Source organism: Vibrio sp. S11_S32, from assembly GCF_014694465.1.
In the GTDB taxonomy this organism is placed as follows: domain Bacteria; phylum Pseudomonadota; class Gammaproteobacteria; order Enterobacterales; family Vibrionaceae; genus Vibrio; species Vibrio algicola.
In genome coordinates this window covers 58,241-80,096 of record NZ_JAAUWS010000011.1, presented here as the reverse complement: position 1 = coordinate 80,096, position 21,856 = coordinate 58,241, and the positions used below count along the sequence as shown (strand labels likewise).

At 42.4% G+C, this 21,856-nt stretch carries 22 protein-coding genes; 8 read left to right on the top strand and 14 right to left on the bottom strand.

The features are described from left to right. Positions 1–232 precede the first annotated feature (232 nt). The gene (gene lexA, locus HC723_RS08385; RefSeq protein WP_153445571.1) at positions 233–856 is read right to left on the bottom strand and encodes a transcriptional repressor LexA; all 624 of its coding nucleotides are present in this window, start codon (positions 854–856) and stop codon (positions 233–235) included. A gap of 292 nt (positions 857–1,148) precedes the next feature. On the opposite strand from lexA, the gene plsB reads away from it, so the two are divergent. Further along, positions 1,149–3,584, top strand: a complete 2,436-nt coding sequence (gene plsB / locus HC723_RS08380) for a glycerol-3-phosphate 1-O-acyltransferase PlsB (protein WP_190338749.1) — start codon at positions 1,149–1,151, stop codon at positions 3,582–3,584. Positions 3,585–3,819: 235 nt separating this feature from the next. On the opposite strand, the gene ubiA is transcribed toward plsB, so the two are convergent. From ubiA to ftsY, 8 genes are all read right to left on the bottom strand, one after another. Then, positions 3,820–4,674, bottom strand: coding sequence for a 4-hydroxybenzoate octaprenyltransferase (gene ubiA / locus HC723_RS08375; protein WP_190338748.1), 855 nt, complete (start codon positions 4,672–4,674; stop codon positions 3,820–3,822). Positions 4,675–4,723: 49 nt separating this feature from the next. Further along, the gene (locus HC723_RS08370; protein WP_190338747.1) at positions 4,724–5,266 is read right to left on the bottom strand and encodes a chorismate lyase; all 543 of its coding nucleotides are present in this window, start codon (positions 5,264–5,266) and stop codon (positions 4,724–4,726) included. Positions 5,267–5,372: 106 nt separating this feature from the next. After that, complete coding sequence (glpG, locus tag HC723_RS08365) at positions 5,373–6,200, bottom strand: rhomboid family intramembrane serine protease GlpG (RefSeq protein WP_190338755.1); 828 nt, start codon at positions 6,198–6,200, stop codon at positions 5,373–5,375. 35 nt (positions 6,201–6,235) lie between these two features. Next, the gene (gene glpE, locus HC723_RS08360; protein ID WP_190338746.1) at positions 6,236–6,559 is read right to left on the bottom strand and encodes a thiosulfate sulfurtransferase GlpE; all 324 of its coding nucleotides are present in this window, start codon (positions 6,557–6,559) and stop codon (positions 6,236–6,238) included. A 511-nt stretch (positions 6,560–7,070) separates the two neighbouring features. Next, the gene (gene rpoH, locus HC723_RS08355; protein ID WP_153445559.1) at positions 7,071–7,925 is read right to left on the bottom strand and encodes an RNA polymerase sigma factor RpoH; all 855 of its coding nucleotides are present in this window, start codon (positions 7,923–7,925) and stop codon (positions 7,071–7,073) included. Positions 7,926–8,251: 326 nt separating this feature from the next. Further along, positions 8,252–9,226 carry a permease-like cell division protein FtsX gene (ftsX, locus tag HC723_RS08350; RefSeq protein WP_190338745.1) on the bottom strand — a complete coding sequence of 325 codons (975 nt, stop codon included), beginning with the start codon at positions 9,224–9,226 and terminating at the stop codon, positions 8,252–8,254. Further along, a complete protein-coding gene (ftsE, locus tag HC723_RS08345) occupies positions 9,216–9,890 on the bottom strand; it encodes a cell division ATP-binding protein FtsE (protein WP_153445556.1) in 675 nt (224 codons plus the stop codon). The genes ftsX and ftsE overlap by 11 nt, the downstream gene beginning before the upstream one ends. Positions 9,891–9,993: 103 nt before the next feature. Beyond that, complete coding sequence (gene ftsY, locus HC723_RS08340) at positions 9,994–11,241, bottom strand: signal recognition particle-docking protein FtsY (protein ID WP_153445554.1); 1,248 nt, start codon at positions 11,239–11,241, stop codon at positions 9,994–9,996. A gap of 247 nt (positions 11,242–11,488) precedes the next feature. Between ftsY and rsmD the strand changes: the two genes are divergently transcribed. Then, a complete protein-coding gene (rsmD, locus tag HC723_RS08335) occupies positions 11,489–12,088 on the top strand; it encodes a 16S rRNA (guanine(966)-N(2))-methyltransferase RsmD (protein ID WP_190338744.1) in 600 nt (199 codons plus the stop codon). Positions 12,089–12,091: 3 nt separating this feature from the next. Next, positions 12,092–12,364, top strand: coding sequence for a DUF1145 domain-containing protein (locus tag HC723_RS08330; protein WP_190338743.1), 273 nt, complete (start codon positions 12,092–12,094; stop codon positions 12,362–12,364). Positions 12,365–12,517: 153 nt separating this feature from the next. On the opposite strand, the gene HC723_RS08325 is transcribed toward HC723_RS08330, so the two are convergent. The 3 genes from HC723_RS08325 to HC723_RS08315 form a co-directional block, all read right to left on the bottom strand. Next, positions 12,518–13,102, bottom strand: coding sequence for a YhgN family NAAT transporter (locus HC723_RS08325; RefSeq protein ID WP_190338742.1), 585 nt, complete (start codon positions 13,100–13,102; stop codon positions 12,518–12,520). Between the two features lie 94 nt (positions 13,103–13,196). Beyond that, the gene (locus HC723_RS08320; protein ID WP_190338741.1) at positions 13,197–13,820 is read right to left on the bottom strand and encodes a lysoplasmalogenase family protein; all 624 of its coding nucleotides are present in this window, start codon (positions 13,818–13,820) and stop codon (positions 13,197–13,199) included. Positions 13,821–14,650: 830 nt separating this feature from the next. Continuing rightward, positions 14,651–15,019, bottom strand: coding sequence for a DUF4145 domain-containing protein (locus HC723_RS08315; protein ID WP_153445545.1), 369 nt, complete (start codon positions 15,017–15,019; stop codon positions 14,651–14,653). Positions 15,020–15,201: 182 nt separating this feature from the next. Between HC723_RS08315 and HC723_RS08310 the strand changes: the two genes are divergently transcribed. The 3 genes from HC723_RS08310 (at position 15,202) to HC723_RS08300 (ending at position 17,868) form a co-directional block, all read left to right on the top strand. After that, positions 15,202–15,540, top strand: a complete 339-nt coding sequence (locus tag HC723_RS08310; protein ID WP_190338740.1) for a DUF2500 domain-containing protein — start codon at positions 15,202–15,204, stop codon at positions 15,538–15,540. Positions 15,541–15,925: 385 nt separating this feature from the next. Further along, positions 15,926–16,912 carry an alpha/beta fold hydrolase gene (locus HC723_RS08305; RefSeq protein ID WP_153445541.1) on the top strand — a complete coding sequence of 329 codons (987 nt, stop codon included), beginning with the start codon at positions 15,926–15,928 and terminating at the stop codon, positions 16,910–16,912. A 131-nt stretch (positions 16,913–17,043) separates the two neighbouring features. After that, positions 17,044–17,868 carry a Cof-type HAD-IIB family hydrolase gene (locus HC723_RS08300; RefSeq protein WP_153445539.1) on the top strand — a complete coding sequence of 275 codons (825 nt, stop codon included), beginning with the start codon at positions 17,044–17,046 and terminating at the stop codon, positions 17,866–17,868. Between the two features lie 67 nt (positions 17,869–17,935). On the opposite strand, the gene HC723_RS08295 is transcribed toward HC723_RS08300, so the two are convergent. Then, positions 17,936–18,388 (bottom strand): EVE domain-containing protein, encoded by a 453-nt coding sequence (locus tag HC723_RS08295; RefSeq protein ID WP_190338739.1) that lies wholly within the window; start codon positions 18,386–18,388, stop codon positions 17,936–17,938. A gap of 69 nt (positions 18,389–18,457) precedes the next feature. Between HC723_RS08295 and HC723_RS08290 the strand changes: the two genes are divergently transcribed. Both HC723_RS08290 and HC723_RS08285 read left to right on the top strand, forming a co-directional pair. After that, complete coding sequence (locus HC723_RS08290) at positions 18,458–20,014, top strand: hypothetical protein (RefSeq protein ID WP_190338738.1); 1,557 nt, start codon at positions 18,458–18,460, stop codon at positions 20,012–20,014. Positions 20,015–20,107: 93 nt separating this feature from the next. Next, complete coding sequence (locus HC723_RS08285) at positions 20,108–20,731, top strand: tRNA-uridine aminocarboxypropyltransferase (RefSeq protein WP_190338737.1); 624 nt, start codon at positions 20,108–20,110, stop codon at positions 20,729–20,731. A gap of 398 nt (positions 20,732–21,129) precedes the next feature. On the opposite strand, the gene yigB is transcribed toward HC723_RS08285, so the two are convergent. Then, entirely contained in the window at positions 21,130–21,849 is a 720-nt protein-coding gene (yigB, locus tag HC723_RS08280) for a 5-amino-6-(5-phospho-D-ribitylamino)uracil phosphatase YigB (protein WP_190338754.1), read from the bottom strand. Between the last annotated feature and the right edge of the window lie 7 nt (positions 21,850–21,856).

Here is a 21,856-nt window from a genome sequence, read left to right as displayed (position 1 = left end):
GATTGGCGAAGGAATGTAATACCAATTCCATTTAAACATTGATCCATTGAATACGCAGAAAATGCAATGAGCAGACGCTGCCACTGGACGAATTAAATTACCGTGAAGCAACAACTAAAACGGCCAAAAAAGAGATGGAATAACGAGGAAGCGAGGAGACTAAAATCAAGGTGAACAAATTCATCAGTTAACTCTTATGTGAGAAGTTAACTGATGAGAATAATCGTAAGGTTTACATCCAAGTATTATTGCGAATAATCCCGACTGCAATGCCTTCAATCGACAATTGTTGCTGGGTTAAATCCACTTCAATTGGGCTGAATTCTTCATTCTCGGCATGCAACAAAACCGTGGCACCTTTACGCTCGAGACGCTTAACAGTCACATCATCATCGACGCGAGCCACTACGACTTGACCGTCGCGTACATCTTGGGTTTTATGAACCGCAAGCAAATCACCATCCACAATACCAATATCTTTCATACTCATGCCATGCACGCGTAATAAGAAATCTGCTTGTGGTTTAAACATGCTCGGATCAACTTGGTAATGACTCTCGACATGCTCTTGCGCCAAGATCGGTTCACCTGCTGCCACCTGTCCAATCAAGGGCAGACCTTGCTCTTCCAGTAATTCAGCTTCGGTTTGAATAATCCGAATACCACGCGAGGCACCCGGAATAATTTCAATCACATTTTTACGCGCCAAAGCTTTTAAATGCTCTTCAGCAGCATTGGCAGAACGAAACCCAAGCTCACGAGCAATCTCGGCGCGAGTAGGCGGCATTCCTGTGATGTCTATTTTATCTTTAATCAGCTCAAAAATTTGTTGCTGACGAGGGGTTAAGGGTTTCATACTCCACCTGTCTTTTTATACAGTTGACTGTGAGTATATACAGTAATATTTTATAACTCCAGATAAATAATGATTTTTTATTACTCAGTTCACGAGATCTATTTACCCAAAGAGTCGGCCTCTCTCCTACTTAATTTTAGCCACGTTTGATCAACACAAGCCAAATGACACTGAAAAAGGTAGAATAGCCAAACTTAGAGCATAGGTAGCCTTCTTTTGGCTATTTTTAATGCGTATTTACTAGACTTATATCCATGCAAACAGGGTATACATATTTGAGGCTCACACCGCTATGTCTTATGGACACTTGATTTCTCGTTCATTTCTCAAGCTGCCCCTTTCTGTCATGGTGAAAGGTAAAACGATTCCCGCCAAGCCGGTAGAAGAACTGCAACTCGACTTAACCAAGCCGATAGTGTATGTGCTGCCTTTTGATTCTAATATTGACCTTATCTCTTTGCAGACTCAAGCCAAAAAATTAGGTCTTCCTGATCCGCTCAGTCCATTAGTGATTAATGATAAAGAATATAACCGTTTTGTTTTCCTTACCGCTAAAGGCACGGCGATGGGCACCAAGCCTATTCTGCCAAAAAAATCGGTTTTATTATTTTCTGAGTTATTAGAGCGCCATCAGCATGATGCTGAACTCGATATTCAAATTCTGCCTACTTCAATATTGTGGGGTCGAAAACCAGATAAAGAAGGTCACGAAAAGTCCTACTTACAAGCTATGAGCGCCTGCCAAAAAACCCGCGTATTAGTCTCTTCTGGGCGTGATTGTTTGATCCGTTTTAGCCCAGTAGTTTCTCTGCGCTACATGGCAGACAACCACGGTGTCGACGAAGTGATTGCTCACAAACTCGCGCGCGTGGCTCGTATTCACTTCTCGCGCCAAAAACTCGCCGCTTCAGGCCCAAGCCTGCCACAACGCAAGGTGTTATTTGATCGCTTATTGCAATCACCGGCAATTCAAAAAGCGATTGCCGATGAAGCTCAATCAAAAAACATTTCGCACGAAAAAGCGCAAAAACAAGCCAAAGACATTTTAGATGAAATCGCAGCAGACTTTTCCTATTCTCTGATCAAGGTCGGCGCACGTTTCTTAGGTTGGTTGTGGAACAAGTTGTATCAAGGCTTAAATATCAACAACATGTCGGTGGTGCGCAAGCTGGCACAAGATGGCCATGAGATCATTTATGTCCCTTGCCATCGTAGCCACATGGATTATTTATTACTGTCTTATGTACTGCATAATGAAGGCATGGTCCCGCCACATATTGCCGCGGGTGTGAATTTAAACTTCTTCCCTGCTGGCCCAATATTTCGTCATGGTGGCGCCTTTTTTATACGTCGAACCTTTAAAGGCAACAAGCTGTACTCCACTATTTTCCGTGAATATTTAACTGAGTTATTTACCAAAGGCTATTCGGTTGAATTTTTTTGTGAAGGGGGCCGCTCACGCACCGGTCGTCTATTGCAAGCCAAAACCGGCATGTTAGCCATGACCATTCAAACCATGTTGCGCGGCTTAAACCGCCCAGTGACTTTGGTGCCAGTGTATATTGGTTATGAACATGTGATGGAAGTGGCCACTTACACCAAAGAACTCACTGGCAAGCGCAAAGAAAAAGAAAATGCCGGCATGGTACTCAAAACCATTCGCAAACTGCGTAATTTTGGCCAAGGTTATGTCAACTTCGGTGAGCCAATTAACCTCAATCAATTCTTAAATGAGCAAGTGCCGGGTTGGTCAAGTAAAACGGAGAACGATCAGCAGGAATTAGACCAAAAACCACAATGGATGAATCCGGTGGTCAATAAACTCGCCAACAAGATGATGACTCATATTAATGATGCGGCCGCCACTAATGCCCTGACATTATGTGCCACCGCGCTGCTGGCTTCAAACCAACGCGCCCTGTCTCGTCACAAGTTAGAGCAGCAAATTGATTGCTATATCTCACTGTTAACTAAAGTGCCGTACACCGCGACCTCGACCGTGCCCAATGCTACTGCGGCCGAATTAGTCCAACACGCTGAAAAATTAGATAAATTTCAAGTTGAACAAGACAGCAAAGGCGACATCATTTCACTGGATCGTCAGCAATCTATTTTGATGACCTTTTATCGTAATAACATCATTCATCTGTTTGCATTGCCGTCGTTAATTGCTCATTTGATTATTCAAAAAGAGCACATTACCCGCAGCCAATTACAGCATGCGATTGCTTTGATTTACCCATTCTTAAAAGCAGAGTTATTTTTGCATCATACCGAGCAAGAGTTGCAAGATGTGGTCAATAAGTTGGTGGATGAATTAATACGCCAGCAGTTAATTATTGAGTCCGATGGCGAGTTAGCCACCAACACTACTCAAGTGCAAACACTCATTCTACTGTCTCGTACCATTGTTGAAACCCTACAGCGTTATGCTGTGGCGCTGACTCAATTGGTGGCGATCCCTGATATCGACAAAACCACTCTAGAGCAACAGAGCCAAGATATCGCCCAGCGTTTAGGTCGATTACATGGCATCAATGCCCCAGAATTTTTCGATAAAGGCGTGTTTATTTCTTTCTTCCAAACCTTAAAACAGCAAGGTTACATTGAAAACACCAATCCAGATGAGCAACACAAAACTCAAATTTTAGTCGATTTGCTCGGTGAGTTATTGTCGCCAGAAGTCCAACTGACGCTACAAGAAAGTGTGTTACAGAAGAAGAAATAATACACGCTAAGCTGCTATCAATGTGAGCATGAGGAAAAGACGCTGTCCCATCCATGGGCGCTTGAGAAAAGACCATCTATGGTCTTTGACACTTTTCTCTATGCTCAATATTGACAGCATCGGTTCGGCTTCATGAGTGTCTCAAATAACAGCATAAAAAATGCCGCGCATATTAATGACAATATGTGCGGCGTTTTTATCGCGGATAGCCTGATTATTTTAATTGATTAATCATTTACAACAAGCTTACTAAGATGCCTGCTGTGATCACCATTCCTACATAGTTATTACTTAAGAATGCTTTAAAACAGCCCTCTCGACTGCGATCTTGGATTAAACGCTGTTGATACACAAACCATGCAGCGGCAACAAGAATTCCCCAATAGTAGCTCTCACCTAACTGCATCCACTTACCCAGCACCATCAGCAGCAATAAGGTCATCAACTGCAATAAACCAATGATTAACTTATCGAAACGACCAAATAAAATTGCGGTCGATTTAATCCCAATCTTTAAATCATCATCCCGATCGACCATCGCATATTGAGTATCGTAAGCAATCGTCCACATCACGTTAACCACAAACAGTAACCACACTTCCATCGGTAAATGTCCAGCTTCTGCTGCCCACGCCATTGGAATAGCCCAGCTAAATGCCAAACCTAAAAATAGTTGCGGTACATGGGTAAAACGTTTCATAAAAGGATAAATAAAGGCTAATACCACCCCAACCAAAGATAACTCTATGGTTAAACGGTTCATGCTTAGCACCAGTAAAAATGAAACGATCACCAATACAAAAAATAAAACGAGGGCTTCTTTCGGGCTGACTAACCCCGATGGGATAGGACGATCTTTGGTGCGCTTAACATGTCCATCGTATTTGCGATCGGCGTAATCATTGATCACGCACCCTGCTGAGCGCATAAAAAACACCCCCAACACAAACACCAACACCACATGCCACTGCGGCACACCACCGCCCGCTAATAGTAGCGCCCATAATGTCGGCCACATTAACAATAGCGATCCAATTGGGCGATTCATACGCGTTAACTGCCAAAAGGCGCGAGCTTTGGTCATATTCATTAATCATTACATCCATTTAAAAACAACGGCACTGACAGCAATATCATGCTCATTTAAGTGAATCCTTTCGATAAATAGGTGATGCAGGTAAAAATAATTCGGTCACTAGCATTGGCTTATCATTCATCCATAATCGCGAACTCCGCGCCGCTAATAAGCCTAAATCGGTTGCTTTGGTTGCTAAGTGTAATCCATTTCGCTTTACTTGCTCGGCTTGAAATACGGTCAAACCTAAAGGCTTTGAACCTTGCTTAGCCAGATCAAACTGAGCATCGCTAAGAGAGGATAGCGGGATCAAGGTACTGCCTAATAACCAAGGTTGATCATCGGCGGCTAAAATCACTTCTCGTAATAAACAGGCTTCATTACCAAGCATTTCGCGTTGAAAGTCGGTTAATTGACTCGCGTCTATCTGCGTATTTTGGATCACATCGGCACTGAGAGATTGGCAATGTTGAGAAAATAGCCGCGATAATGATCCAAGTTCTAATAACCAACTTGGCTCTAAGCAAGAAGAAAAATCAAATACGTCAGCACTCTGCCAACTAATGTCATTGATAATTTTAAAGTAATCAGCGTAATCTGCTTTCATAATAATTCTACAGCAAGGATATTTAAGTCGAGATCGGCGTTCATTGTAACAATTCACTCAAAGAGAAAATACGATTAGTCGAACAAACACCCGACTAAATCCTCTTTTAAGCTGTTTTTTTAGACTCAATCGCGCCGAGCACGCAACCCGATAACAAACCCGCTAGGTGAGCACTATTCGCGATTGCCATCACTGGCTGAATAAAGCCCAGTACTAACCACACCAGCATAAAAATCACTAAAGGACGAGGAACCGACACGCCCTTCTCAGGTAGACGCCAGCCGACTATCCATAAATAGCCCATCAAAGCGTAAATAATCCCAGAAAGACCACCGAAATTAGCACCCCCGACCCAATATTGCGCCGCACCAGACAATGCCGCCGAAACCAAAAAGATTTGCAGCAACTTACCACTACCGAGCTTTTTCTCGATATCACCGCCAAATTGCCACCACCACAAAAGGTTAAACGCAATATGAGCCACTGAAAAATGCAAAAAGGCATGAGAAACCCAGCGCCATATTTGCCACTCTTGAGATGGACTAGCAGGAAAGTGTAAAGCTTGCAGGATCGGTTGGCCAAAACCTAAAAACTGCAGCGCATAAATAGCGCAACAAATGGCCATAATAGCTAAGGTTAGTGGGCCCGCTTTTGCTTTAACCATCGCCATAATGCTTGGGTTGTCGTAGTTAAACTGTTGAGTACGGCTATCGGCGACTTGCCATGATGCCGCTTGATACTTCCTGTCACTCGGGCTTTTCAGGAACATCGCTAATTCAGCTTCTACTTCAACTTGGTGCTCCACTTCTTTTAACCACAAAGCGAACTGGCCACTGCCTTCAGGCAACATTTGAATGGTGATTTGACGCGATGCCATATAATCAATAAAGGCTTGAGCAATGCGGGGATTATTAATAGTAACCAAACGGATCATGCGACAACCTACTGCTGTTTCAACGGATTGAGAAATTAAGCCATTTTTTCTTGTGGCAGTTCGGCTCGTTGCCAAGCTTCAAAACCACCATCAACACTATACACTTCTTCATAGCCTTGATTCACTAAATATTGCGCCGCACCTTGGCTACTAATACCGTGATAACACATCACTAAAATCGGTTGATCAAATTCCAACTCTTCTAATAACGCCACCATAGTGTCATTGGTTAAATGTTTCGCCTCACCTGCGTGGGCAAGCGCAAAAGATTGCGGATCGCGAATATCAAATAATACCGCGGCTTGATTGATCATTAACTGCTGGGCTTGCTCAACATTGATTTGTAGAAACTGCTCCATTGTTATTGCTTCCTTTTTACAAAATTGGTTCGAAACTGAATCGAATTAGCATTATTACGCCAAACCGATTGATTGGCATAATTTTTCCATCTAATACCGCAAAACTGGGCGACAGTATAACGTATCCCACAGCAAAATTAGACCAAGAAAAAGTGGGGATAAGTTTTATTGCTTATTTTATGAGCAGGTGTGGATAAAGCTGTGAATTACGTTGATAACGTGGTTTTAAAAATAAAGATCCACAACATGTAGTGAGGATCCTGATCAAAATGTGGGTAAGCATAAATTTACTCACATTTATCAAACCCGCTATACACTATATATTGTGTATGTTGATCTTAATTGACACATCAGTTCCCCACACCTTTATCCACAGATATAAAATTGATCTTTTCCGCTATCGATCAAGGCTTTTTGCTTGATCTCGACATTTTGATCCACAAAAAAAGCCAAGATCATCCGACCTTGGCTTGTTTGACTTTTTAAGGCTTATTTGGGTCTGTTTACCGTTTTAAAACTCACCCACTGCCGCTTTTAATTTCTTCATCGCATTCTTTTCTAACTGACGAATACGCTCAGCTGAAACGCTGTACGTTTCGGCTAACTCTTGCAGAGTGGATTTTTGATCTTCTAACCAACGAGAACGCACAATATGCTGACTACGCTCATCAAGTGTTGCCATTGCATGACCTAAACGACCCGTCGTATGTTGTTGCCAGTTTTCAGCTTCAACACTGTCGGCAAGATCAGAATGCTTATCTTCTAAATACAATACTGGAGCGGTGTAGGATGAAACCGCATCGTCATCTTCAGACGGTGCTTCAAAGGTAGGATCTTGCGCCGCTAAGCGAGATTCCATTTCACGCACTTCTTTTGGTGACACACCAAGCTCTTTCGCGACCGTTTCAACTTCGCCATTATTAAACCAACCTAAGCGTTTTTTCGACTTACGCAGGTTAAAGAACAATTTGCGCTGAGCTTTAGTGGTTGCCACTTTTACGATGCGCCAGTTACGCAATACATATTCGTGAATTTCCGCTTTGATCCAATGCACAGCAAAAGACACTAAGCGAACACCCACTTCAGGATTAAAACGTTTAGCCGCCTTCATTAAACCAATATTACCTTCTTGGATAAGGTCAGCCAAAGGTAAACCATAACCAGAGTAACCACGAGCAACATGAACAACGAATCTTAGATGTGACAAAATGAGGCCTTTCGCCGCATCAATTTCATCGTGATAATGTAAGCGCTCGGCTAGGTCACGCTCTTCTTCAGCGCTCAGCATTGGGTAGCTGTTAACTGTTCGGATGTAACTATCTAGACTATCTGTGGTGACAAAAGCCATTGGATATGCGTTAGACATTGAATTCCTCGTTTTCTCTCATGAATACAAAACTAGAGATGTGCTTCGATTTAACCCACCTATTCTGGACTGAAATTTAACCAGCTTCAAGGGGGCGACTATTATTCATAGCAAATAACTTGAATGCAAGTGTAACAAACTGGTCAATTTGCACCAAAATCGAAAAATGTGAGTGATCTTGTCAAAGTCAGCGACCTCATCATTAACTTGGTAACCGAAATCAACCAAAAAACCAACAAAATCGGCCGTTGAATTCACAACGGCCGATTTTATCGGATCACAGTCTCTAATACTTTGGACTACTCATTAAGAGCAGAGTTCCATGCTTAAACCGGTTCGATTTCTTTTAAGTGTTTACGCGCCGATAAATTGGCCGCGCCCCAACCCAATATTGAACCGAGCATTAATAACAAGACACTTTCATCCCAACCTAAGCTGATCAAGCTAAAGTGGCTATCATACAATGCCGATAAATTATCCACCGCACCGCTGATCAACAGAGTCACGCCCATGGTTAATACCCAAGCGGTAACGGCGCCAATTAACCCCAACCATAAACCCGTATAAAGGTAAGGTCGGAGAATAAAGCGATCGGTAGCACCAATCAGTTTCATGACTTGAATTTCATCTTTATGAGCTAAGACATTAAAGCGCAGGGTGTTGCCTACAATCAAAAAGACCGACACTAACATTAAGATCGCAAAAGAATACGACACAATATAAGCCAAATCTTTCATGGCATCTAAACGAGAGAACCAATCCTCATCGAGTCGAACATCGGTTACCCCGTTTTCACGTTGTAGCTTTTGCGCCATCGCCTTCACCACGTCGGTATGCTGAGAAGCATTTTTCGGCAAGATCACCAATACTGGTGGCAATGCGGCATCACTCAGTAAAGACATCGCTTGCTCTAAACCAGCAAAATGGCTGAGGTCTTCTAACCCTTGTTGGGAGGAAATATATTGCACCGATTGCACATCTGGCCAGCTTTCTACTTGATCTTTTAACACCATCAAGCGTGCTTCAGGGGTGCCTTCCTTCATATAAACACTCACTTGAGATGCGCTGTTCATATCTTCGGCTAAGGTGGCAATATTTTTACCGGCAGTATAAAAAATGGCGGGCAAAGCCAGTGACATTGCCACCACGGTAATAGTTAAAATTGTCCCCATTGGTCGCTGCATTAAACTGCGAAAAGACGCTTTTGCTTGCTTGATATGGGTACTAAAAAAACCTTCTGACTTTGGTCTGGCTTTATTGGTTTTACCTTTATTCATCGCTTTAACCGACTTACTGGCCATAACGCTCGACCTCACTTAAGAAACCTTGATTCAATTCTAAACGACGATATTGTGGGCGGCTATTAACCAGTTCCAGATCATGCGTGGCCAAAATAATAGAGACACCAGCGCGATTAAATTCTTCTAACAGATTTAATACTTGATGTGACAGTGCATGATCAAGGTTACCGGTCGGTTCATCGGCGAGCAATAGACGAGGGCGATTGACCACCGCGCGCGCAATACCTACACGTTGTTGCTCACCACCCGATAGCTGACGCGGTAAACATGGCGCTTTATCTAGCATGCCGATCTTATCTAATGCGGCAGAAACGCGACGTTTGATTTCGCTTTCAGGCGCGCCTTCAATCCGCATTGGTAACGCAACGTTATCAAATACGGTACGATCCATAAGCAATTTATGATCTTGAAAGATAATACCGATATTGCGACGTAAAAAAGGAATATCGCCACTTTTGATACGACTAATATCGTGATCATTAAATAAAATCTTACCGTCACTTGGACGTTCAATCGCACATATCAGCTTAAGCAAAGTACTTTTACCCGCGCCAGAATGGCCACCTAAAAAAGCCATTTCACCTTTATGCAGATGAAAGTTGACCTTTTGCAGCGCTTGATGCCCGCCACGGTACACTTTGCTCACTTGTTGAAATTGGATCATTGATTTTCCTCTGTCACCGATTCGCTTTACTTATTACTTGCTTAGGACAAAACAAATAAAGTTGCGGCAATTCTGCAACTTCATTTAAAACCCATTCTAGGTATTACTCTTCGCGGCTAAATAATGCTTCAATAAAATCATGCGCATCGAACGGACGTAAATCGTCAATACCTTCACCGACACCAATATAACGAATTGGAATTTTAAATTGATCGGCTAAAGCAAAAATAACCCCACCTTTGGCGGTCCCATCCAATTTGGTTAAATTGATACCCGTTACCGGCGCCACATCGCTGAATAATTTGGCTTGGCTAATGGCATTTTGACCAGTCGCCGCATCTAAAGTTAACATCACTTCATGTGGGGCTGAATCATCAATCTTCTTCATTACGCGAACAATTTTACGTAACTCTTCCATTAAGTTACTCTTATTTTGCAAGCGACCGGCGGTATCGGCGATCACCACATCCACACCACGCGCACGCGCCGCTTCAATCGCATCATAAATAACCGAAGCACTGTCGGCGCCAGTATGTTGAGCAATAACCGGCACATCATTACGCTGCCCCCATACTTGCAACTGCTCCACTGCTGCGGCGCGGAACGTATCGCCTGCCGCCAACATGACCGACTTACCTTGTGATTGGAATTGCTTGGCTAATTTACCAATGGTGGTGGTTTTACCTACGCCATTCACGCCAACCATTAAAATGACATACGGTGTTTTGCTGCTGTCGATTTCGAGTGGTTGTTGAACTTCGGCTAAGATATCGGCCATTTCTTGCTTTAAGATGCCATATAACGCTTCGCCATCTTTCAGATCTTGGCGTGACGCTTTTTCGGTTAGGCTATCAATAATTTTGCTGGTGGTGTTCATGCCAACGTCAGCAATGAGTAATTGTTCTTCTAATTCTTCAAATAAGTCTTCATCGATCTGTTTGCCTTTAAACAGACCAAAGAAACCGGCACCAATATTTTGTTTGGTGCGTTGCAGGCTGCGCTTTAGACGAGCAAAGAAACTTTCCGTCGGCTTGGTTTGCTCTTGGACTCGGTTGACTTCAAGTGCTTGCGCGGCATGAACGTCTGACTCTTGTTGTTCTTCAACGGCAATATTAGCTTCACTGTCGGATAACTCAGGTTGGTCGGTGTTTGCTTCACCCTCAGAATCAACATCGCTTATTTGTAGGGCTTCACTGGCGGGATCGCTATTTTCCGAGTCTAATTCTTGCGACTCTGTTTGGTCCGAACTGGCCTCTTGTGATTGTTCTGCTTCAACGGCTGCATTTTTTTGAGCTTCTTCATCGTCAAAACCTAACCATGAAAGTAAACCGCGTTTCTTTTTACCTGTCATTGGGGAATCCTAGCGCTCACTTGAATAAAAGTGATGATATTAATAATGTTGTGACGGAGATAATACCAAACTAATGTCTGATTATCTTTACCCATATTACTTAAAGCGATAGCCGTTTTACTTGATACAACAGCTGATGTTAATTTTGCTATATACTAGCACTTAATCTTTAAGCAAAAAATTCAACCCCAAAGTTATTGAAGTTACTTCTTCAAATAAGACGGGTTTATCTGTAGTGAGTTCAATAATGGTCAGACGCAACACCCAAAAACCGGCGAATAAAAAATCAACAGGTGGTTTCGTACGGATAATCAGTGGCTTATGGCGAGGCCGAAAGCTACCAGTGTACGATGCTGAAGGTTTACGTCCAACCACCGATCGAGTCAAAGAAACGCTGTTTAACTGGTTAGCGTCTGATATTTCCCAATCCCGTTGTTTGGATCTCTTTGCCGGTTCGGGCGGATTAGGTTTTGAAGCGGCATCACGTCAAGCCGAACATGTCACGATGCTAGAGTTGAATAAATCAGCCAAGCAGCAATTAAGTCAAAATGTGAGTAACTTAAACGCCAACAATATTGAAGTATTACAACAAGACTCACTGTTATTTTTGCAACAATCAGGTACACCTTATGATGTGGTGTTTATTGATCCGCCTTTTCGACAAGATTTATTAGAAAAGACCATCGCATTATTAGCCACTAATCATTGGCTAGCCCCTGAAGCGCTGATTTATATCGAAACCGAAAAAGAGCTAACCTTGCCAGCCTTACCGCAAGATTGGCAATTACACCGAGAAAAAACCGCGGGGCAAGTGTGCTACCGCCTTTATCAACGTCAAGCAGAGTAAGCCATGGAAGCGATATTCACTATTTTTGCTAAGCTATTTATGTTGGTGGTTTGGGGAGTATTTATTACTAACTTTATCCAACCTTTCCCTGGTATCACCCACATTGCTTTAAATGTGATGGCCATCTTCACCATTTTTATGCACGGTTTACAAAGCCTGTTATTTTCTGGCAATGCATTAGGCCCAGATGTACAACTGACTCGCTGGGAAAAAATATCGATCTTTATCTTCGGTACGTTTGCCTTAATCGACATTAAAAATAAATATTTTAAATAGGCATAAAAAAACCGCATCCCCTTTCCTGTTCGCTATAACAAGCAAGAAGAATAGATGCGGGTTTTTATCATCTCAATATGTTAAAATATCGCTCTGCCATTGGCTGATAGCAATCAAACGAATTAGATGATCAGATAGTGATTACGATTGATATTAAGCTAAAAACTGCTTCAAACCATCTAAGAACATTTGCGTCGAGACCATCACCAACAACAAGCCCATCAAGCGCTCAATTGCGTTTAAGCCTCTTTCGCCTAATATGCGATTGAAGAAGCCATAAAACATTAAAACTGCCGACGTTGCTAACCAAGCAAGCAATACCGCCAAAGACCAATCCACCATCTTATCCGGGTGTTGACTCGACAACAGCAACAAAGAAGCAATTACTGACGGCCCCGCAATCATAGGCACCGCTAGCGGTACAAAGAAGGGCTCTTCACCAGCAGCAAGTCCGACTACACCACCAGGCTGAGGGAAAATCATTCGGATCGCGATAATAAATAATATCAAACCGCCAGAAATACTTAAGGTTTCTTGTTGTACATGCAAAAAGCCCAAAATGGATTTACCCGCAAACAAGAACAGCAACAACACACCCAATGCCAGCAGCAATTCACGGATCAGAACCTTACGACGACGCTTAGGATCTAAATGTTTTAAGATCGACAGCACCACCGGCAAGTTACCCAGTGGATCCATAATTAAAAACAGCATCACCGCTGCCGAGAAGATTTCCATAATATTTCCTAAAACATCAAATCCAATCAATAGATTTAATAGGGGTTATATCCAATCCAAGCACATGGAGTGGATGAGGGTAAAAATACGCACATTAAAAAATAATCGAACTGGTGATTAAGGTTTGAGCGACGAAATATGAGACTAAAAAAACATAGTTAGAATATCGAAACGAAGCCTTAAAGTGATGCACCACCCAGATTAAAGCGGATAAAGCTAAAATCAAGCTACCAATAAATCCGGTTAGATCCACTAATAAATGATGCGCTTTCCACACTTCACCCGCCGCCCATGATAATTGCCACACAATAATACCGATTGCAGCAGCAGGCACCACAAACCCTTCAAATAAAGGCAACAATAAAAAGAACAGTACTATCGAGAACGCCATCAGTATCACTGGCATCCCCCAACTCACCGCTTCAACTTGGATCCAAAAAATCACGCTATAACAACTAGAAATCAGCGCGAAGCAGATAAACTCCCCTTTTTTAGACAGTTTACCAAAAGCTTCTTTTAACAGCGCAAATAGAGAGACACTTAAACCACATAATAGTGCCAAATAAGCTAATGAATAAGGTGGATGAGTTAATAATACCGATGATATTAACACAATCAAAGAGGCAGGTTTCAGTATTCTCAAGGCGTTATTTGACTCATTCTTAATGGTAATACACATTAAGACGGTCAATACACTCATTGTTAACCAATAGATCATGCCAGCCCCTGACTTTAGAATCGTGTACTAAGTGTAATGAGACACTTACATAAGGTAAAGATGAAAAGCCATTTCTACCCCACTTCAGCCAATATAAAGGCAAACCTAGCATCCTAGCCACGTTCTAGCCGGCAAGGTAAACAAACCGCTAAAATCATAACTTATAAAAAAACCAACAATCAAAACCAATAAAATACACACATTATTCAATAACTTAATTAAAAAACAATTGTTTTTATTAGGTTTAATTATACAAAAATCAAAATTATAACCGTCAATTAATTACTAAGAATCGATCGTGAAGCTGAAAAATAGACAAAATATGAAGATAAAAACCACAGTAAAAAAAGTAAAACCAGAAAAACACTATAAAAACCACCCCGAGAACTACTAGCCTCCAGATTAAGACACTTGAATGAATGAAAAAATAAACCAATAGAAAAAAAAGACTTAAACACATTAAAAACAACAACTTAAATAAATAAAATATCACATCATAAATGAAACATATCATTCCACGCTGTAATCATATGCCACAGCATAGAAGTAACAACACAAAACTATGACATTAAACTTGTATTTTTGAGCGAAAAACAAATAGATCTAGATCAAACCACTTAATCTTGCTATAGTTGCTCTAAAGGTAACCAATAAAAAGGAAAAAATAAAATGACAACTTCACAAAGACAGGGATTAGTAATGATTGCAGTAATGGTTGGTTTAATGACATTACCAATGATTTCTTAATCAAGCAGACAAAACAAAAAGGACGCCTAATAGCGTCCTTTTGTTTATCTGGCGATCAGTAAATCCGCTTTTCAGCACATAGCTTAAGGCAGATGAGAAGAGATAGAATCCCAATTTAAGTGGTAAAACAATACTGCGCCCAATGTCATCGCCAACATCAAGACAATCGCCACCCCCCAAACAAAACGACCACTTCTTGGGGTGAGTTCTTTTTCACACTCGCGACACATCCGATCAAGTTCCGCCCAATCTGGTACTTTGTAATCGACATCATCTGAGAGTTTTTGAGCAATCTCCGCAATCAGCCGCATTTTTTTAACAACAGCTTGAGGCAAGCGCTGCTCGCAACTGTTAATTAAATCATCTAAACCTTGGCCCTCGGCATAGTACTGATCTCTAAGTAGTTGCTCTAAACGCTGCCTGCGAGAGGTTATTTTTTCGATATCGGACACGGTACCATCCTTATTCCTTAACTGATAGGTTTAGCTTACTGCAAGGGAACCCAACAAAGTAACTATTTCCCCCTAATACTGTGGTTAATAACAACATAGATCACGAATTCAGAATAGAGAGTCACCATTCCCCTTCACAAATAGATACACTAACGCATTAATTTTTATCAGGATACTGTTCGATGCCTCTTACTCTATTATTGTGTTTATTGCTCATTATTGTGTTGGCTTTTATCAGCTACTCCTCGTTTAATAAAAAGCACATACTTGGATTCGATGCCAAAGAACAAAAAGTCAATGTCGTGGTGCTCAATACTCAAATCGTTGAAATCCCAAACACTCAGCCGGGTGAAGAAAATCAAGAATATTGGATTTATGTGCAAAAGCAGCCAATGGGGCCTAAGCGTGAATTCAAAGTCGGCATCCACTACTTCCACGCATTAAGCCCTGGCGATAAAGGGGTTTTAACCTACTGCGGCGACAAATTTCAGCACTTTGCCAAAACCATTAATCGTGATTGAACATTCATGGAATTAAAATCAACATCATGCTAGGGGCTGTTGATCTTTCGTGGTTGTTTTTGCTGCGAATTGTTGGGTTTTTATACAAGGAAGAGGCTTTGTGGTGTAGCTGGCTACACGAAAAGCCGATGACGAAGTAGAAAAGACCAACAAACGCAGCCCGAAGGGTTCGGCTAAAAGCCTTTTACTCTTCGTTAAGTCTCATTTACTTAGAATAACTAGGCTTCAATCGACTTGCCTCGATTAAAAGGCTTTTATCTCGAACAAAATTTAATCACGAAAGATCAACTGCCCCTAGCCAAGCCTTAAAAAAAGCTACGACTCACACCTAATTAATGGCATAGTTTAGGCTTAATCATCGATATGAGTTTAATTCGGAATTATCATGGAACTCCCAAGTGGACAAGCGCCTTCATTTAGCCAGGAAGAAAATTTATTAGCATTTTCTATCAGCACGCTCACGCCTTTTTGGAACACCAAAAAAGAAGGTTATATTGAAGGGCAGGAAGGAAAAAAACTGTATTGGGTATCACTCACTCACCCTGAAAACACCAAAGCAATCGTGGTGGTGAATGGCCGGATTGAAAGTGTGTGTAAGTACCAAGAACTCTTCTATGACCTTTCTCAGCAAGGTTATGATATTTATTCTTATGATCATCGCGGCCAAGGATTATCCGATCGCAGTTCGCCAGACCGTCACTTAGGTCATGTTGAAAAATTTGATCATTACATCAAAGATTTACATCATATTTTGCGCCACTTTGATCTCGATGAAAACTATCAAGAGAAGTTTCTCATCGCCCACTCAATGGGCGGTGCGATCAGTACCCGTTACCTACAAACCCATCCTAATCATGGTTTCAAGCGGGTGGTATTAAGCGCTCCAATGGTTGGCATCCACATGCCTTGGTACTTGCGCTCTCTGGCTGTTCCATTGTCAAAGTGGATGGCATCACGCAACCCGATAGGCTATTTACCAGGGAAAAAGGGTTACCATGTCAGCCCATTTTCGGCTAACGATCTGACTCATAGTCCGATCCGTTATCAGTGGTTTCGCGATCTTTATGAACAACAACCAGATATTCAACTTGGTGGTCCCAGTCGTCATTGGGTCAATCAATCACTCAACACCACTCGTTTATGCCACCAACAAGCAGATAAAATCAATGTGCCGCTATTATTACTGCAAGCCAGTGAAGACATTGTGGTCGACAACACTGCACAAAATAAATTTGTCAATAAAATCAATAAACACCATGAAAATCTCGCCACATTAGTTGAAATGAAAGGTTCAAAGCACGAAGTGTTTTTTGAAATTGATAGCCTGCGTAACCAAGCGCTAAATGAAACGTTAACCTTTTTAAAAGGCTAACATTTTTTAAATAACAGTTACCGGAAAAGAGGAAAGTCAGCTTTACCCTCTTTTTCCTCGTTTAATTGGCGTACACTGCTTACAACCAACGCATTCCTTTTTAATCATATAAAAGCCTATTAAGAGGTCATATGTCCCATTCTTCGCACGTTACTCACCCTTATCATATAGTTGCTTCTGATTTAGATGGCACCCTGTTACTTCCTGATCACACCTTAGGTGATTTCACCAAACAGACGTTAAAAAAACTGCATCAACAAGGTTTTACTTTTATCTTTGCGACCGGTCGTCATCATGTTGACGTGGCAACTTTTCGAGCCAGTGCTGGCATTCCGGCTTATATGATCACCTCAAATGGTGCGCGAGTGCATACACCCGACAATCAATTGTTCTATAGCAAAAATATTGATGGCGATTTGATCCAACCCATCGTCGATATCATCAAACAAGATCCAACCAATAGCATTCATATTTATCGCAGTAACGACTGGCTGACCAATAAAGAAGATTTAAAGCTCAGTAAATATCATGAAGAATCTGGTTTTAATTACGCCTTATTCGATCAAGATAATGCGCCAACGGAGGACATTGCGAAGCTGTTCTTCACCCATCCCGATCATGACCATCTGGCCAAGTATGAAGCCGATCTTAAAGCACAATATGGCGATCGTTTGAGCATTGCTTTCTCGACCCCTTGGTGTTTAGAAATGATGGCGTTGAATGTGTCTAAAGGTCACGCCCTGCAAGCGGTGGCGCAAGCCTTAGGTAAAGAGTTAGAGAACTGCATTGCGTTTGGCGATGGCATGAATGATGCGGAAATGCTACTGGCTGCCCATAAAGGCCTCGTGATGGGTACTGCGCACCAGAAAGTAAAGATTGCATTACCAGACAATGAAGTGATTGGCAGCAGCGTCGATGAAGCGGTGGCGCATTACTTAGAAGATAATTTGTTGTAAATCGGTCAATAGCAGATTCAAACTTAACATCGCTGCTCCTGAAATATAACAGGATGCAGCGATTTTTTTATTCCTGATTTAAAATCGCCTGCCACTCCAACGCAGAAACAGGCATGATCGATAAACGATTACCGCGTTTAACCAACGGTATTTCCGCCAATTCAGGCATGGCTTTCATCTCGGCTAAACGGATGATGCGCGACAACTTACTCACAAATTCAATATCCACCATTACCCAGCGTGGATTACTGGGATCAGACTTAACATCAAAATAATCACTGTTGGCATCAAATTGAAAATGGTCAGGGTAAGCAGCTCGCGTCACCTTCGCTACCCCCGCCACGCCAATCTGCTTACAAGACGAGTGGTAAATTAGGACTTCATCGCCCACGCTCACTTGATCACGCAACATATTTCTTGCTTGATAATTGCGTACCCCCTCCCAACACGAGACATTTTTCTGCTGCAAGCTATCAATCGAAAAGGTGTCGGGTTCTGTTTTAAATAACCAATATGCCATAATGAACCTTACTCATTGTTTTCAGTCTATATACCCAATATAACGGCATCTACATTAAAGGAAAGTAACATGAAGGCTTTTACCATTCCGCTCACTTTCGTGGTCGTCTCACTGTTAGCCGCTTGTTCTAGCCAAGCTCCAACTGAACCACAAGAGTTAAAACCTCAAACAACTGAACTATCTGTGGTAAAAACCGTCGATGTTCTTCCTTATATGCTATCTGGTGAAATCAGTTTTAAAGATAACGGTTACCAAATTCAACCTTGCAACAGTAGCATTCAATATTGGTTAGAGTTACCCGCTCCAATACTCGCCCAATTAAACCAAATGCGCACTGACGGCAATGGGCCTTTTTATGCTGAGTTATTTGGTGAGTTGCAACCGACCCCAACCAAAGGCAACTCTTCTGCTTATGTGGCACGTTTTCTAGTTTCCGATCTTAATCAAATCGCCTCTGAGACTGGTAATAAATGCCAAACCACCAATACAGCGCTACGAGCATTTGGCAACGAGCCCAACTGGAGCCTCTCGATCGCCAAAGGCCAAGTAACCAAAACAAGTATCAGCAATAAAAAAACCACAAGCAACGTCAATGATAGCAACATCAGCCCGACGCAACGCCGCTATCAATTTGAAAAAAATGATCTGACACTCAATAAACAAACTTGCCAAGACACCATGAGCGGTGCCTTATATGCTTGGAATGCTGCATTTAATACCAAGGATAAAACCTTGCATGGTTGTGCCACCCTTGCCAACCAAGATAACGCTCAACAATATGTCGCCACTTATCAAAGCCAACCCGATGCTAGCGGCTTAACCACTCAATTAGAATTACAGCCCGATCACACCGCCACTACTCGTTATATTTACAAAAATGGCGATCCAAGCTTAATTGAAACCGGTTATTGGCAACAAGCGAACGGACAACAACTGCATGTAGTGATGACTCAGCATCAAGGTGAAGCGGTGGTATCACAACGATTATTCACCATTAGAGGCTTTCAACTCCACGCCGATAGCGAGCAAATTAATAATCAAATCTACCCAATTGGCATCAATGGACTAAGCCTTGATCGAATGCAATCCGCCGTCACTATGGTCGAGGGCGAGAACAGCAAGACCCAAGGCGTGCTTCCCACATTAACGCCCGCCGCGATTAATGCCAGCACCCAGTTTGATGCCAAGGTTGATAAAGCCATGCGCAACTACTTTGCCATTAACCGTACCGATCCAAGCGGTAATCGTTATATCTGGCTCAAGTATGATTTAAATGGTGATGGAAACGACGAACTGCTCGCCATGATGAATTGGTGTGGCAGCGGCGGTTGTACCATGCTGATTTTTGAAAACCAAAATAATGAATGGCGCTTCAATAGTCGCATTACCTGCGTGCGCAATCCAATCACAGTAGCCAATTATCAACATAACGGTTGGCGCGATTTAGTGGTTCCAGTCAGTGGTGGCGGTGCAAAAGCGGCACAAAAAGCTCTAGAGTACACAGGGGTGAGTTACCCAAATAACGCCAGCATGGCCTCGGATTTCAATACCGATAACGGAGCATCACTGAGCTCGGTGGTATTGTTTGCCGATCAAACCCCTGCCATCAAAGGCGTGAAGATGTAAGGTTTATTTCTTACTGCAACATTAAGGCGAATCACAACATAAAATGCGCACAGTGGTATCATGCCCTCTGCGCATTTTTTAACGAGCACATCTATGTCTCCCTCAGCCAACACACTCTCGACCCCACCATCGGCTTGCCCTCACTGCGGTTTACGCTATCAATGCGTATGCGATCAACAACCGATATTATCGTCACCTCTCAATCTGGCGTTATTAACCCACCCTAATGAACTCACCCGCACCACCAACACCGGCAAGTTGCTACAATGCTTACCCCATTGCCAATGCCATACTTGGGATCGAGTTAATCCACCAGCCGCATTACTTGAGCAAATCAAACAGCAACCGACTTATGTTGTCTTTCCTAGCGAAGAAGCGATCGAGGCTTCAACCCTGCGCACCCAATCGCCGCATCCTAATGCTTCACCTTTATTGATAATTTTGGATGGTACTTGGCAAGAAGCAAACAAGATGCTCAACAAAAGCCCTTGGTTAAAGGAATTGCCTAAAATCACTCTGCAACCAAAGCAAGCCTCGCATTACGCCCTACGCCGCAACCAAGCCGCCGGAAACCTATGCACCTGTGAAGTAGGAATTGGATTGTTATCTGAGTTGAATATGAGTTCTGAAGCAGAAATTGCCCAGCTACAAGATTATTTTGAATTGTTTTTAAAGGTATATGAAGAAGATAGAAATCATCGGGTTTATAAGTCTTAACCACCAGCATACAACAACCCTCCCTTGACTGATAATTCAGGTGTTTAACCACAATGTATTTGATAAAGGGAGGGAGCAGATTTGGTTATCGCGGTGATTTCAGCGATCATCTGCCTAAATTTTGCTTGTTTGAACGCCAGTATTTTTGCGTAAGCAGTCATGGATGACGGCTAGGCTTCTTGAGGGCATGGACGCCCTCTTGAAGCCGATAGCGAAAATGCCAAGCTCAAACAAGATCACAAAATTTCTCGCAGCAGCCTTTTTACCACCTTTTTTGGCTGTTGAAAAAAGGTTGGTCGCCGAAGGCTAGCCGCTGAATTAACCGCATATTAGTATGAAAATAAGCACGAGAAATAAAAAGCTAAATAGCAACGACCCTTCACATTCTGAGAGAAGCATCACCTCACAAAAAACAACAAATCCTCTACCGAGGTGATCTCCACATCCGGCAATAATTTGGCATCATTTTGTTGTGTTAACACCTTAGAAAAATCATTAATCCAGCAAGCGCTCATACCCGCGTACTTAGCACCGGAGACATCAGAGACTAAGTTATCTCCCACATGCAGCACATTCTCTGGCGGTAAGTTTAAATGCGCCAGTGCAGTGGTAAACATTTCACCATGTGGTTTTGCCCAACCATCAGGGCCGGCGTTTAACACCAAATCAAAATACTCACCCAAGCCAATATTGGCGGGATTCACATTACCATTAGTGATCGCGATCAGCGGTAGTTGTTGCTTTAATTTGCTCATCACTTGGTGGGTTAACTCTGGAACATCAATTTGATGACGCCAAACCAAGACTAAATCCATTAACTCTTGTGCAGCGTGAGAAGCTTTTGGATTATCGTAACCCAAATGGATTAATCCCTGCCGGATCTGCTGAAATCGCCATGTGCTCACATCGCTTTGTAAGAAAGGGGTTTGCTTGGCAAGGTTGAGTTTAAACGCGCGCCATTGCTTGTGATCCATTTGTTTGCTGATCGGATGATGTTGATGCAACCACTCGGTCGCCCTTTTTTCGACCGACATGATCACCGGATAGTTATCATATAGGGTGTCATCGAGATCAAAGGTCATCGCCTTGATGGTAGGAATATTGCGGTAGAAACGCATAGACATA